The organism is Streptomyces sp. RLA123, assembly GCF_056270165.1.
Map to the genome: position 1 here is coordinate 263,845 of NZ_JBWDOR010000003.1, position 14,666 is coordinate 278,510.

At 68.9% G+C, this 14,666-nt stretch carries 10 protein-coding genes; 4 read left to right on the plus strand and 6 right to left on the minus strand.

What is annotated here, in order from left to right; all coding sequences use genetic code 11:
• Positions 1 to 132: 132 nt before the first annotated feature.
• The 3 genes from RV983_RS01340 to RV983_RS01350 form a co-directional block, all read right to left on the minus strand.
• Positions 133 to 2,202 carry a SpoIIE family protein phosphatase gene (locus RV983_RS01340; RefSeq protein WP_475983891.1) on the minus strand — a complete coding sequence of 690 codons (2,070 nt, stop codon included), beginning with the start codon at positions 2,200 to 2,202 and terminating at the stop codon, positions 133 to 135.
• A 120-nt stretch (positions 2,203 to 2,322) separates the two neighbouring features.
• A complete protein-coding gene (gene ssuE / locus RV983_RS01345) occupies positions 2,323 to 2,880 on the minus strand; it encodes an NADPH-dependent FMN reductase (protein ID WP_475983892.1) in 558 nt (185 codons plus the stop codon).
• A gap of 155 nt (positions 2,881 to 3,035) precedes the next feature.
• Complete coding sequence (locus tag RV983_RS01350; protein ID WP_475983893.1) at positions 3,036 to 3,617, minus strand: TetR/AcrR family transcriptional regulator; 582 nt, start codon at positions 3,615 to 3,617, stop codon at positions 3,036 to 3,038.
• Between the two features lie 230 nt (positions 3,618 to 3,847).
• Here RV983_RS01350 and RV983_RS01355 point away from each other — a divergent pair, with 230 nt between their 5' ends.
• From RV983_RS01355 to RV983_RS01370, 4 genes are all read left to right on the plus strand, one after another.
• The gene (locus RV983_RS01355; RefSeq protein WP_475983894.1) at positions 3,848 to 4,606 is read left to right on the plus strand and encodes an SDR family NAD(P)-dependent oxidoreductase; all 759 of its coding nucleotides are present in this window, start codon (positions 3,848 to 3,850) and stop codon (positions 4,604 to 4,606) included.
• A 63-nt stretch (positions 4,607 to 4,669) separates the two neighbouring features.
• Entirely contained in the window at positions 4,670 to 6,181 is a 1,512-nt protein-coding gene (locus RV983_RS01360; RefSeq protein WP_475983895.1) for an MFS transporter, read from the plus strand.
• Between the two features lie 976 nt (positions 6,182 to 7,157).
• On the plus strand, positions 7,158 to 8,063 hold the full coding sequence (locus RV983_RS01365) for a helix-turn-helix transcriptional regulator (RefSeq protein ID WP_475983896.1): 906 nt from the start codon (positions 7,158 to 7,160) through the stop codon (positions 8,061 to 8,063).
• A 94-nt stretch (positions 8,064 to 8,157) separates the two neighbouring features.
• A complete protein-coding gene (locus RV983_RS01370; protein WP_475983897.1) occupies positions 8,158 to 8,721 on the plus strand; it encodes a GNAT family N-acetyltransferase in 564 nt (187 codons plus the stop codon).
• A 398-nt stretch (positions 8,722 to 9,119) separates the two neighbouring features.
• Here the strand turns inward: RV983_RS01370 and RV983_RS01375 are convergent, their stop codons facing one another.
• The 3 genes from RV983_RS01375 to RV983_RS01385 all read right to left on the minus strand — a co-directional run bounded on the left by RV983_RS01375 (position 9,120) and on the right by RV983_RS01385 (position 14,490).
• Positions 9,120 to 10,325: an acyl-CoA dehydrogenase family protein gene (locus tag RV983_RS01375; protein ID WP_475983898.1), complete on the minus strand. Its 1,206-nt coding sequence runs from the start codon at positions 10,323 to 10,325 to the stop codon at positions 9,120 to 9,122.
• An 86-nt stretch (positions 10,326 to 10,411) separates the two neighbouring features.
• Positions 10,412 to 11,101 (minus strand): hemerythrin domain-containing protein, encoded by a 690-nt coding sequence (locus RV983_RS01380; RefSeq protein WP_475983899.1) that lies wholly within the window; start codon positions 11,099 to 11,101, stop codon positions 10,412 to 10,414.
• A gap of 389 nt (positions 11,102 to 11,490) precedes the next feature.
• Positions 11,491 to 14,490, minus strand: a complete 3,000-nt coding sequence (locus RV983_RS01385) for a helix-turn-helix transcriptional regulator (protein ID WP_475983900.1) — start codon at positions 14,488 to 14,490, stop codon at positions 11,491 to 11,493.
• Between the last annotated feature and the right edge of the window lie 176 nt (positions 14,491 to 14,666).

Here is a 14,666-nt window from a genome sequence, read left to right on the forward strand (position 1 = left end):
TCGCTGAGTTTCCGTGCGGGCCACGCAGTGCCGTCGGCATGTGCGGGTGCGGGCCGACCGTTGATGCAGCAGGCTCAACGATCCCCGCCACCACCCGCCGAGCGCTGCCCCAGCCTGCATCGGCGCCTGACGTCAGGCCGGATCACCCGAGACGGCGAGGGTGCGTGCCAGCAGCAGGGCGATGTCGTCATCGGATGGCGTCCTGGCCACGATTGTTTCGATGACCGCCGAGCAGAGGCCTTCGAGGTCCGGTGCTGGAAGGGCGAGGGCGCGGCGCAGTCGCTCGAGTCCTTGGTCGATGTCGGTGCCGCGGCGCTCGATCAGGCCGTCGGTGTACAGAGCGATCAGACTGCCCTCCGCCAACTCCGTATCGAGCGATTCGTAATTGCCCAACCCCAGCCCGATCGGTGCTCCGGTGGGGACATCGGCAAAGGCGACAAGACCGTCGGGCGAGACGATCGCGGGCGGCGGATGTCCCGCACTGGCGATGGCGCAGCGCCGGGTGCGTGGATCGTAGACCGCGTAGATGCAGGTGGCGCCCATGACAGGTGACGAGAACCCGGTGTCGTCGGGGTGGTCCTTGGTCATGTCTACGACGAGTCGGTCCAGGCCGGCCAGTACCTCGGGAGGTGACAGTGCCCTGTCGGCGAGAGTGCGAACGACCGTCCGCAGCCGTCCCATCGTGGCCGCTGCGTTGAGGCCGTGGCCGACGACATCACCGACCACCAAGGCAACTCGGGCCCCCGTCAGCGGGATCACGTCGAACCAGTCGCCGCCGACGCCGCCGTGGGTGTCCGCCGGTAGGTAGCGAGAGGCGACCTCGACGGCGCTGCCGCCCCATAGCTGATCCGGGAGCAGCTCGCGCTGGAGGGTGAGGGCGGCCGCTCGTTCCCGGCTGTAGCGGCGCGCGTTGTCCAGGCTCAGCGAGGCCCGGTCCGCCAGCCCCTCGGCCAGGAGCAGGTCGCCCCTTGTGAAGGGGGAAGGGTTCTCCGTGCGGACGAAAACCGCGATACCCAGCATCGTTCCGCGCGCATGGAGCGGGACGATCATCAAGGTGTGCATCCGAGTCTGTCTGATGACCCGGGCTCGGTTCGGGTCGTTGTCGAGCCATGTACCCGGGGAAGCGTCGAGCCGCGGCTCGAAGTACGGCTTCCGGGAATGGAGAACAGCGGTGAACGGTGATGACGGGGGGACGAAAACGGGTGTCCCTATTTCCGCGAGAGACTCCCGGAAATCGGGGTGGATTGAAGCTGCCCCCGCTCGGCGGAAGACCGGGATGCTGGTGTCCGTGGAGCCGAGGCGTTCCAGCGGTTCCTCCCCGAGTGGAACCACGTCGGCCAGATCGACGGTCACGTAGTCGGCAATTCCTGGTACGGATGCGTCCGCCAATTCCTGAGCCGTTTTTATTACGTCAAGGGTGGTGCCTATTCGCGTTCCCGCATTGCTCAGCATGTTGAGTCGCCCGCGCGCCCTGCTCTTCGTCACATTGACAGACATGGTGCAGACGCCCACTGCGTCACCGTCCGCGTCATCGAGGCGGAATACAGAGATCGAGTAGACGCGTGCCTCCTCCTCCGCTGTCGCAGGCTTCCACAATTCGTGATCGAGCACTGGACCCCCTCTTTCCAGGACGCTGCGCATGACAGCCTGGAGGAACGTGGGGTTGTCCGTGGCGAGCAACTCGGCGACGTGGCGTCCGATTTCCGGCCCGGACCGGAAGGGGCTCTCCCGTTCTTCACTGTCGTTGAACCAGGTGCATCGCAGGTCCCGGTCCCAGATGACCATGCCGATCGGCGAACGCTCCATGAGCGCTTTCAGTGCCGATGGGTCAGGACTTGTCAGTGCCGGGGGCGCGGCTGGAGCCGCCGACCACACGAACAGGCTTTCTTCGTTGTGGGCGAGGTTCACAGGGACGGCCTGGAAATCCGCCAAGGCTGTGTGGCCGTCGCGGCACCTGATCTCCACCGTCCCGGTCCAGGGATGGCCGGATGCCGGTACGCCGAGGGGGCCGGAGTCGGCGGGAGAGGCCAGAAGCCGTCCGGCGGGATGGTTCAAGACCTCTGCTCCCCGGTAGCCCCATAGGCGTCGACCGGCCTCGGTCCACCCGATCACCGTCAGGTCGGCACTGATCACGGCCACTACGTCGACCGGTTGGCAGACCCCTTTGACGCCCGGGCGGGCCACTGACTGATGAGCGGACATGTGTCGACACCTGCCCATGGGTTTCCTGGCTCCTTCCATGCTTCCACAGCTTCCGCACGGGGGAATCCGCCATGGAGGGCCGGCCCGCATGTCAGCCTCACGTCGTGCCGTTCTGCGCGCTCACCTCGTGGGTGTCAGAGCGGTCGTCCGTCCTCCGAGCGCGGCGGAGAAGCGGTCGGTGACCTGGACCAGGGCTCCGGCTGCGGCGGGTGCGACGGTCAGGGTGCCGTCGTCGGCGACGGTGATGTCCTTGTCGAGCGTGAACCAGCCCGGCACGATGTGCGCGGCGCCCATGGAACTCAGCACCGGACGCAGCGCGTAGTCGATGGCCAGGACGTGGGCCGTGGTGCCGCCCGTGGCCAGGGGCAGCACGGTCTTGTCGGCCAGCGCGTACTGCGGGAGCAGGTCGAGCAGCGACTTGAGCAGTCCCGAGTAGGCGGCCTTGTAGACGGGGGTGCCGATCACCACGCCGTCGGACCGCTGGAACAGGGCCGCGGCCCCGGTGATGGCCGGGTGGCGGACGTCGGCGCCGAGCAGCGCCTCGGCCGGCAGGGTGCGTACCTCCAGGGAGACCACGTCATGGCCCTGGAGCCGCAGCCGGTCGTCCAGATGGCGCAGCAGTCGTGCGGTGCGGGAGGTGGCGGAGGGGCTTCCGGAGACGGAGAGAATGACGGCCATGCGGACCTTCCGGGTTCGGGGTACGGACGTACCGGGGGCGGGGCAGTTCGCCGGCGGGGCGGGAGGCCGGTCTCCACGGCGAACAGCAGTCGGCCATGTCCGCGCTGCTCAGTACGGCGTGCCAGAGGAGTGGCGCCGGCGTCCTTCTCGGGAGGTCATTCGAGAGAGGTCAGTGCCACGTCCACAATGGCCATCAGTGATCGCCGGTCGGGATTGATGGCGCCCATCACACGGATGCCCTGCATCGCCGTGATCAGGAAGCGGGCGATGGACCGTGCGGGCTGTTCGCCGGCGACCTGACCGAACTGCCGGCCGGCGGCTATGACGTCGGTGAGGGCGTCCTCGATCGACTCGATCGTTTGCCGGATCTCCCGTGCCAGCCGAATATCGTGCGCTACGCGTTCAGTGGACGCGGAGACGATCAGGCAGGCCTGCCGTGTGTCATCCATGACGATGTCGTCCACCAGGCTGATCAGGATCTCCCGTAGCAACTCCCGTGGTGGTGCGTCGCACGTCAAGGCTTCGGTGATGGGCATGGCGTAATGCTCGCGGTAGTGGGCCATCGCCGCGTGGTACAGCTTGTTCTTGCTGCCGAACGCCGCATACAGCGAGCCGCGGCCCACCCCCGTGGCATCCACCAGATCCTGCACGGATGTGCCCTCGTACCCCTTGCGGCGGAAGGCGGCCAAGGCCGCTTCCAGCGCCGTCTGCGTGTCGAACTCCCTGACGCGTCCCATGCCCGCACCTTAACGACATCCGGAACGATCAGTCAAGAATCAATGGGCCCGCCCTGCGGCCCGCAGACCTCTCGCGAGGCAGGTGATGAGCACCCCAACCGATCTGGAACGATCGGTCATTCCACATGCTAGGCTCAATCACGACTCCCGCCCCCTTCGGGTGGCCCTGCCCTCGCGGGCGGGCACGGCGGGGCGTCATTCTGTAATGATCGGTAAGGAAAGTGGGAGACATGTCAGGGCTGCAGTCGAAGGTGATCGTTGTGACCGGCGGTACGGCCGGAATGGGTGAGGCGTTCTCGCGTCACGCCGCCTCGGACGGTGCCACCGTGGTGATCGGGGCGCGTGACAAGGGCCGCGGCGAGCAGCTGGCCGCAGGCATCAGGAAGGACGGCGGGACGGCGCTTTTCATCCCCACCGACGTCACGGTCGAGGAGCAGGTGGCCCATCTGGTCAACACCGCCGTGTCTGAATTCGGGCGCCTGGACGGAGCGTTCAACAATGCCGGCGGCGGCAACGCCCTGGGGAAGGTCCGTGAGATCGACGAGGCCTTCTGGCGGGCCACCCTCGACCTGAACCTGACCAGCATCTTCTTCAGCCTCAAGTACGAGATGCCCGCGATCGCCGCGTCGGGCGGCGGCTCCATCGTCAACAACGCCTCCACGGCCGGCGTGGTCGGTGACGCGGCCATCGCCGCCTACGTGGCCGCAAAGCACGGCGTCGTAGGCCTCACCCGGGCTGCCGCACTCGACGCGGCGAGGGAGGGTGTGCGGATCAACGCCCTGGTCACCGGGCTGGTGGACACCCCGCTGTGGCGCCAGGTCGCCGCCGCCGACCCGGAGGTCGAGGAGTACTTCCTGGGGCTCCAGCCCAGCGGCAGGATCGGCAGGCAGGAGGACATCGCGGCCTTCGCCGCCTTCCTGCTCAGCGACGCTTCCACCTACATCACCGGGGCCGCACTGCCCATTGACGGTGGACTGACCGCCAAGTGAGGCTCGCCCCGCCGTCCGGCGGGGCACGTCCCACCCCCTGCTCGTTCGCGAAGAGGTAGAGCCTTGTCGTCCCACCCCCCGCAGCCGGACCCGAAACGCTGGTTCGCGCTGCTGTTCATCTCCATCGCCCAGTTGATGGTCTTCCTCGACGGCGCGATCATGAACATCGCGCTGCCCTCGGCTCAGGAATCGCTGCATTTCAGCGACGGCAACCGGCAATGGGTCATCACCGTCTACGGTCTGGCCTTCGGCGGGCTGCTGATCCTCGGAGGGCGTCTGGCCGACCTCTGGGGGCGCAGACGAATTTTCGTGATCGGTCTGATCGGTTTCGCGTTGGCCTCCGTCATCGGCGGGGTGGCGGTCGATCTGCCGATGCTGCTGACCGCGCGGGCGCTCCAGGGTGTCTTCGGGGCACTCCTGGCACCCGCCGCTCTCGCCCTGATCTCGGTGACCTTCACCGAACCGCGGGAGCGGGCCAAGGCGTTCGGCATCTACGGGGCGATCGCCACCGCGGGTGGCGCGCTCGGGCTGCTCCTCGGTGGCGTGCTCACCGAGTATGCGACGTGGCGCTGGGGACTCTTCATCAACCTGCCGATCGCGGCGGTCGGCATCGTCGGCGTCCTCGCGGTCGTCCGCGATCCGGGCAGAGCAGCCGAACGCGCCCGGCTCGACGTGCCCGGGGCGGTCCTGGCCACCGCGGGTGCCGTCGCCCTGGTGTTCGGCTTCGCCAGGGCGGAGAACGACGGCTGGGCCTCGGCCGTTCCGGTGGGGATGTTCGCAGCGTCCGCGGCACTGCTTGCGGCCTTCGTCCTGCTGGAATCACGGGTGACGTCGCCGCTGCTGCCGCTGCGGGTACTGAGGGACCGCAACCGGGCCGGCGCCTACCTGTCCTTGGGCTTGTCCGTGATGAGCATGTTCGGCATGTTCCTCTTCCTGAGCTACTACTTCCAACTGGTCAAGGGCTACTCTCCGGTGCAGAGCGGGGCTGCCTTCATACCCATGGCGATCGCCCAGGCCACGGGGTCCACCCAGATCGCCGCACGGCTGTCGCGCTTCGTCCGCCCTGGCATCCTGATGGGCGCCGGCTTCGCGGTCTCCGGCATCGGCGTCCTCATGCTGGTGGCCCTCGACCCGGGCTCCTCCTTCGCCTACGTGTCGGCCGCCGAGATGGTGATGGGTCTGGGGATCGGCACGGCTTTCATGCCCTCGTTCGGACTGGCGACCCACGAGGTGGACGCCTCCGACGTGGGTGTGGCCTCGGCGATGATCAACACCTCGCAGCAGGTCGGTGGCTCCATCGGCACGGCTCTGCTCAACACCGTCGCCGCGAGTGCGACCGCCTCCTTCGCGGCGTCCCGCTCCGGGGCGGCCGGGGTGGTGAACCACGCCCTGGTGCACGGCTTCTCCGTGGCGTATGTGTGGGCCGGCGGCTTCCTGGCCGCGGCCGCGGCCGTCGCCTTCGTGGCCATCAACGCCGGACGGCCGGGAGCGAGGGAAGACGCCGCAGGTGGTTCTCCCGGCCGGCGCACGGACGCCGGCGATCAGGATGACCGCTTGCCCGGTCTGAGCCTCTGAGGCACGGCACCCACCTCCCGATCCGGCCCTCCGACGGTCGCCGCCGGCATGGTGCGGGAGCCGAAGCCGGACCGTGCCGAGGTGGTGCGGCGGTCGGCCGGCATCCTCTCCGTGCCGCCGGAGCCCGGTCCGGTCGAGGAGATCTTCACCCGGTCCGGCGGCAACGCGTTCTTCGTCGAGGAGCCGGCGTCCTCGGTCGGACCGGGTTCCCGGTTGAGCGGCTCCCCGCGCGGGCCGCCGCCGGTACAGGACGAGGCACTGACCGACGTCGCCATGAGGGTGGCCCGCGCGGTGGCGGCCGGCGGCGGTGAGCACGGGGGCCGCTGTCCTGCTCCCTGCCACGGACGGCGACGGCTACCGGTTCCGGTATTCGCCGGTCCGCGAGGCGGCGGCCGACGATCCGCCGCCCGGCGAACGCTCGCACCTCACCCGCGATGTCGCCGAGGCGCTGGAGGCCGACCCGTCACCGCTCAGGGCTTCCAGGGCCCAGCCCTTGGGAACAGAAGGCGCTGCGGTTGATCGCCGCCCGATACGGCAACCGCAGGATTCACCTTCACGGACCGGCCCGCCCCCGGATCGTCGGGCAGGCCTGACGCCGGCGGCCTGGAGAGGGCGCAGGCGTCCCCGTGGCCGCCTGGGCGCGGTGACGCTCAACGGCGACGCGATCCCCCATGGCGGTCGGAACCCGGAACGGTCGGTCGGATGCCGGGCGGGGCAAACGCCCACCCGGGCACGAGCAGCACCCGCCGACGAGTATCCGGGACCACGATTCGAGACCGGCTGATGACGCAATGCAGTCGCCATGCGCAACCGCGTGACAAACGGGCGGGTATGTTCACCGGTGGCACAGCCGGTCGCCGGCGCCCTTCGGCCGGGTCCTCGATGGGGACGAAATCGTGCGCCCAAAGCGTTGGGGTTCGTGTACGTCGCTCCTCGGACCTTCCTGGGAAGATCGCGATGTCCACGGAGAAACACCATGCTCATGCGTGCCTCGACCATCGACACCCTCGACAGAACCGAGGGATTGCTCGCCTCGAAGTACAGGCAGGCGCAACTTGGGCCGGTCGGCATCGGTGAAGTGGTGTTTCTGTGTGATTGGACCCTGGAGTGCGAGGATGTCGGTTCCCGTTACTACGTTCATCTACCGGTCACGGGGCGATTCGACTCGTACCACGGCGGGCTCGACCTGACCGCCACACGCGAGGCCGCTCCCGTCCACCAGCCCGAGAGCGGACGGTTCCTCGGGCGGTGGACGGCCGGGTACCACGCCCTGTGCGTAAGCCTCGACAGGCCGTCCGTGAACACCACGCTGGCCCGACTGCTGGGGGGCCGAATGTCGGACCGGATCACTTTCGGACCCGCGATGAACACCGGGGACGGGTTCGGGCGCGCCTGGGCCGACCTGATGTTCTCCCTCAACCGGCAGTTGGCGAGGTCGCACAGCCTGCTGAGCCAGCCGCTGGTCGCGACACCGCTCGCCGAAAGCGTACTGAACGGGTTCCTGCTCGCGGCGACACACTCGTATTCCGCGGCGCTCGTGGCCCCGGTGGCCGCCGCGAGATCGGCCTCGGTCCGGAGAGCCATCGACCTCATCGAGGCCGATCCGCAAGCGCCGCTGACGGTCACCATGCTCGCGGCCCACTGCGAGGTCAGCGCGCGCACGCTGCAGAACGGCTTTCGGCAGCACCTGGGAATGACGCCGATGGCCTACGTGCGCGACGTGCGGCTGCGACGGGCCCACGAGGATCTGCGTGCCGCCGATCCGTTCACCGAGACCGTCGCCGCGGTGGCACGGCGCTGGGGGTTCGGTCACACAGGCCGATTCGCCGCCGCTCACGAGGCCAAGTACGGTCGGACGCCACTGAAAACGCTTCGCGGATAACTGGTTCGGCCTCCGCGTCGCACGGAGCGCCGCAAGGACACTGTCGCGGAAAAGCCGTTGAACGGCCCTGCCCGCCTCGGGCACGATCCACGGCGTGGACACCTATCTGAAGACCGAACGCCTGGCCCTGCGCCGTTTCACGGCCGACGACGCGGACCTGCTGATCGAACTGGACAGCGATCCGGCGGTGATGCGCTACCTGACCGGGGGCGAGGCGACCGCCCCGGAGATCATCCGCGAAAGCCACCTGCCGTACATCATCGCCGGCTACGAGAAGTGGGACGGCGATCTCGGCCTGTTCGCCGCGTACGAGAAGGACGGTGGTGCGTTCATCGGCTGGTTCTGCCTGCGTCCCGAGCCGGACGGCCCGCGGGAGGAGGCCGAACTCGGCTACCGGCTGCGACAGGCGTCCTGGGGCAGGGGTTACGCCACCGAAGTGTCGCAGGCTCTGCTGCACAAGGGGTTCACCGGGCTCGGAGTGCGCATGGTCTGGGCTGAGACGATGGCCGTGAACCGCGGTTCGCGCAACGTCATGGAAAAGCTCGCGATGAGGCTCGCGGGCACCCTCCCCACTCCTCCCGATATGGAGATGGTCGAGGGTTCCGAGCACGGGGGCGTGCGGTACGAGATCACCAAGGAGCAGTGGGAGCAGCGTTGACCCTCTCCCGCGCGACCGCGGGGGAACTCTCCATCAGCCGGTGGCCGCCCTCGCTGGGCGGCTGCCGGTTCCGGTCGGATTCCGGCTTCGCGACCCTGCGGACACAGCAAGGAGGTCCAGCCGGTCCCATCGCCGCCGTGCTGCTCGCCTCTGCCCTTACCGCCCCAGGATTGAGGGCAGGTGGGAAAGGACTCACGTCCTGGCTGACGGAATCGGACCTGCCAGCCGGCGCGTCGTGGGCTTCGTCCGGTCGGTGCCGGCCGGCGGATCGCGGAGCAAGCGCCGGGGTGCGCCGGGAGGTTGGCGAGGCCCGACCGGATTCCGTCCGGGCCGGAAAGCCCCGACACGACATCCGCCCGACCCCGGGACTGCCGGAGCCGGACGGATGTCGTGTCGCGTCAGATCACCGGGCTGATCCGCTCCTCCACCCCCAGGAGCGCCTTGCCGAGAACCTCGTAGCCGATGGCGGCATTGAGTCCGGCATGCCGCGCCGCGGTGTTGGCGTCACGCCAGTAGTGCTGCATCCGGCTGGCCTCGGCGAAGCTGCCGGCGCCATGGACGTTCACGAGAATGGTGATCGCCTCGAGCACCTGCTGGGCGGCGTAGCCCAGTTGCGCGCGGATCTCCGCGCGGGCGGAGTAGTCGCTCTGTTCGCCGCGGGCGGATGCGGCGTCCAGGCCGTCGGCGATGGCGTACGCGTGCAGGCGGGCGGTCTTGAGCTTCAGGGCCGCTTCGGCGATCTGGATCTGGACGCCCACCGAGTCGCTCTGCTTGGTGAAGAACGTGTGGTGCATGCCCCTGGTCGGCGCGGTCTCGACGACGAGGTCCAGAGCCGCTCGGCCCATGCCGAGCAGCGGGCCGACCAGGGGCACCGTTGCCAGCGGGACGAACGGCAGCCGGTACATCGCCTCACCGGTCGGGACAGGCATGACGCCTTCTGCCATCGCCCCCATGGAGATGACCCGGTGATCGGGTACGAAGACATCCTCGGCGACCCAGGTGTTGCTTCCTGTGCCACGCATGCCGACGGTGTGCCAGGTGTCCTCCAGCGTCACCTCCGATGCCGGCGCGATACAGAGCACGGCGTCCACCACGCCGCCGTCCTCATCCACGATCAGCGCGCCCAACGACGCCCATGTCGCGTTGTGGGAGCCGGAAGAGTAGGCCCAGCGACCGCTCACCCGCAGACCGCCCTCGACCCGGCGGGCCGGGGCCGGCGCGCTGCCGCCGGCGATCCGCGCGTCGGGGTCCGCCCCGAACACGTCGTCCTGCGCCTGGGCGGACGCCAGTCCGGTGACCCAGCCGGCCACCGACCCCACCGATATCAGCCAGGACGTCGATCCGTCCGCCTCACCGAGGGCCTCGGTGACTTCAAGGACTGTGCGCAGGCCCGCTTCGTAGCCGCCGAGCCTCTTCGGCGTCAGCAACCGGAACAGCCCTGCTTCGATCAGCGCCGTGCTCACCTCGTCGGTCAACCGTCGGCGCGCCTCGTTCTTCGCAGCGTGTTCGCGCAGCAGCGGCTGCAATGCGACCGCCCGAGCCACCAGTTCCTCCCGGGACGGGCCGTCGTTTCGGGTGGGCTCCTGCGCCCTGACCATACTCATTGCTTTCCCCTCTTCTTGATTTCATCGGGACCGGGTCCGTCCGGCGTGATGGACGGAGGCCCCTTGAGGTCGAACCGGCGCAATCCCTACAGGGCCGTACTGCGTGGCGGAGTGGAAGTTCCGTGAATACGCTCGGAATGGTCCGCGAATGCCTGCGAGGCGATCTTTTCGATCAGCGGACCGCGGTCCGGCGGCATGCTGGAAACGATGTCCATGATGAGTTCCGGGTCGGCTTCGTACATCATCATGCCGAATACCAGCGGCAGGGTCTCCGGAGGCGTGTCAGCACCTCCTTCCTTGATCATCAACTGCCACTCCGCCGCGGTGACGCACTCCTCCACAAGAGGGAGGACCCTCTCCTCTTCGAGGGCGGTGTGCCCGACGACCTGCAGAAGCATGCGGTCAAGAGCATCAGCCAGAGCGCTGCGGGAGTCGGCGTCGGCGTGCTCGCGCCAGGCGGCCATCGCGTTGGTGATGTCCGCGTCCATCCGGCCGATCTCCGCGTGTTGCTCTTCCATCACATGAACGATTTCGGTGGCCGCCGCAGGTTCGCGGGCCTGCAATTTCGGCCACAGGTGCTTGTCCTCCGCATCGTGGTGGTGATGCAGAACGGTCTCCACGAGTTCGATGTGAGCCGCAACGATCTGCACACGCCCCAGGTCCCCGACGGCGACGTCGCGAACCAGTCCGGGCATGAGAGAGAACTCGCGTCGAAACATCGCGTGCGCCATGTACATGTCGCGCGTGTCCGCATAGGGGCCACTCGCCGCTGCCATGAGAATCTCCGAGTCTGATCGGTGCTGGAATACCTGAAAAAGGAGCCTGCATGACCTCCGCCGCGCCCTGGACGTCGAAGAACGTCGGTGTCGGCGGTCGTCGAACCCGTACAGCTCCACCGAGAGGGCGGCCGTCTCCACGAACCTCGCGAGCAATATTCCATACCGACCGTTCGATATAGAATCCTGACCCGCCCGAGCGCTCACTGCGGGCGCTCGGCGCCTCGGTGTTCTCAGCGGGAGCCTCATCGCACCCGCTGGGAAGCACGGCCAAGCCTGCCCTCTGGGACGATCCGGAGCATCGGGCAGATGCCCAATATCCGCTCGGCCCGGGTACCCGTATGTGACCACCGGCCGTCCCGGCGCGGGCCGATGGTCCGCCGACGGCGTCAGTCCGGGAAGAGACGGTTGCGGTGGGCCATTGCCGCGGCTTCGGTCCGCCCCGAGACGCCCAACTTGCCGAGAATGCTCGAGACGTGCGCGCTCGCGGTCTTGGGTGAGATGTACAACTCGGCAGCGATCCGCCGATTGCTGTATCCGGCGGCGACCAGCCGCAACACCTCTTCCTCCCTGGGAGTCAGGCCCAGCGAACGCAGGTGGTCATCGACCCCGACGACCTTGGTGCGCTCGGTGGCGGTCGGGGTGGCCGGCAGACCAAGGCCCGAGTGCCCCGCGAGCAGTTCGATGTCCCCGACGAGCAGTCGTGCGCCGAGGCCTACCGCCGTGTCGTGCGCCTCAGCGATCAGTTCCGCCGCCTGCGTACGACGGGTGCGCGCGGCGAGCAGCGCCGCGGCCTGGCCGCACCGGGCCACCGCGAGTTCGTAGGGACGCTTCAGCGGTTCGAACGCTTCGGCCACCTCCGACCACTGGTCCGGGTCGGTGTTTCTCTCGGCCCGGGCCAGCTCGGCGTGGAGCAGGAGCCGGTACGCCTGCCAGACGGGGTGCAGAGGCGGTAGTCGGCGGTCGTGGTCGCGGATGGCGGCGAGGACCGCGCCGCGCCCCTCGTCCGCCTGGGGAAGTCCCCGGGCGTCCGCCTCGATCGTCGCGGCGGTGCACAGCAAAGGCAGTCCGTAGCGTTCCATGCCCAGCGGGATCCCGGACGCCGTACCCTGCGTGAATTCCCGGCGGGCCTGGGCGATGCGACCCTGCCGTGCGGCGACCGCCATGGCGATCTGGACGGGGCCCAGTCGAAGCTGCGGTTCCGGATCGTGGGTGCCGAAGGCGTCCCCGCTGAGCGTCAGAAGGTGCTGCGCGGTGTCGATGTTGCCGCGCATCAGGGCCATGTGGGCCTGCCGCAGCCGGACCAGACCGCGTGCCTTCTGCGACCGGGCCAGTCCGGACGCCGTGTCCACCGCACGGTCGGATGCTTCCCAGCGCCCCAGGGAGAACAGGGAGAGGGACTGGTTGCAGCGGACCCAGGCCTCCGTCTCCGCCAGGCCGCGGGCACGGCTGGCGGCCGCGCCGTACTCGGCGGCAGCGACGGCTTCCTCGGACCGGCCGACGCTCTCCAGCCAGGAGGGCAGCATGATGCTGACCCTGCCGATGATGCCGGCAGCCCCCAGCTTCTCTGCCCGGGTACGTACGTCGTACAGGTCTGCGAGACCATCCTCGTCGGCCGAGCACTCCGTGAGCCAACCGCGGGTGAGCAGGGCGTCCAGCTCGGTGTACTCCGAGCCGACGAGCTGGGAGAACGCGACCGCGTGGTCGGCGTCAGCCCGGCTTTCCGCACCTGGCCGATGCCGCGCACCCCACCGGGCGATGTTGACCAGGACGTCCGCGTGCACGGCGGTCGGCGGGAGCCCGTCCACCACATCCCGCGCGCGGACCAACTCCGTCCAGCCGTCGGATTGCACGAGTTCCTGCACCAGCTGGGAGCGCTGCGTCCAGAACCATGCCGTTCTCAGCGGATCATCCTGCGTCCGGAGAAGGTCTACCGCTGCCTTGGCGATCGAGAGCGCCCGCTCGTGCCGGCCGCCCAGACGGGCGGCGACGGTTGCCTCCGCCATCACGTCCAGGTATCCCAAGGGTTTTTCGGCGTCGGCGGCATCACTGGTCAGGCTGACATCCAGCTCGTCCCGCGGTCTCAGCGTGGCGAGCACCCGTTCTGGCGCGGTGGGCCACAGCTCCATGGCGCGTTCCAGAAGCCAGAGTTGTTCGGAGTAGGCGTATCGCGTGCGCGACTCCACTGAGGCGCGCAGGATCACCGGCAGTGCCTTGGCCGTGTCATTCGCCTGGTACCAGTGGCCGGCCAGCCGCGAGGCGTACTCCTCGGCTCTGACCAGTGACGGGTCGGCCTCCAACGCCTCGGCGAAATCGCGGTTGAGGTGTGAGCGTTCACCGGGCAGCAGGTCCTCGGCCACCGCCTCGCGGACCAGCGAATGCCGGAACCGGTAACCGTCGGCGTCCGCGGCAGGGAGCAGGACACCGGCCCCCACCGCCGCGCGCAGCGCCTCGATCAGGTCGTCCTCCGGCATCCGCGCGACGGCCGCCAGCAACGCGTATTCACCGCCGCCGGCCGCCGCTGCGCGGACCACCCTTCGGGCGTCGTCGGGCAGCGCTTCGACTCGCACCAGCAGCAGCCCGCGAAGGGAATCGCTCAGCCGGGAACCCGATCCCACCGAGGACGCCAGCTCCTCGACGAAGAACGCGTTGCCGTCGGACCGCGCGAAGATCTCCTCGACCAGACCGGGCTCCGGCGGCACGGAAAGAATCCCGGCCAACTGCCGCACCACCTCGGCACGGTCGAAACGGGGCAGTTCGAAGTGGCGCACCGACCGTATGCGGTCCAGTTCGCCCAGCAGCGGTCGCAGCGGATGTGATCGCGGCAGGTCGTCGGAGCGGTACGTACCGATCGCCATCAGACGGCCCCCGCTCGGCACCCGGACCAGATACTCCAGCAGATGGCGCGTCGAGGCATCGGCCCGGTGCAGGTCCTCCACGACCAGTACCACCGTGCGCTCCGCCGCCACGCGCTCCAGCAACCGGGCCGTCAGCTCGAACAGCCGAGCCGTGCCGTCCTCGCCGTACGCCCGCTCGGCGGGTCGGCCCAGCTCCGGCAGGATCCGGGCGAGTTCGTCCTCCTGCCCGTGGGCGGCAGCGGCAAGCGCCTCGGGGTGCTGCCGCTGCAGCGAGCGCAGCACCATGGAGAACGGCGCAAAGGGCAGCGCGTCGGCCCCGGCCTCGACGCAGAAGCCCACCGCCACCATGGCTCCGGCGGCCCGGGCCCGGACGATGAACTCCTCCACGAGCCTCGTCTTGCCCACTCCGGCCTCACCCCCGACGAGAATCGCCTGCGGTCGGCCCCCGTCTGCGTCGGAAAGCATCTCGGCCAGTGCCGCCAGCTCGGGACCCCGACCCACGAACTCCGGGCTGAAGGATGTGTTGTCCATGAGATCATTCGGCTTTCTCGGCCGCTTGGACGACCGGGGTACGTTCTCGCCCCAGGGGTACTTCGGGTACCGGGGCGGGAGCTCCGAGCTTCTGCGTCACGATGGCGATCTTTCAATGGCGGCCGGGGCGCATCAGGCGAGATCCCCTTCGCCTCACCCGAGGGCCTTCATCAGGT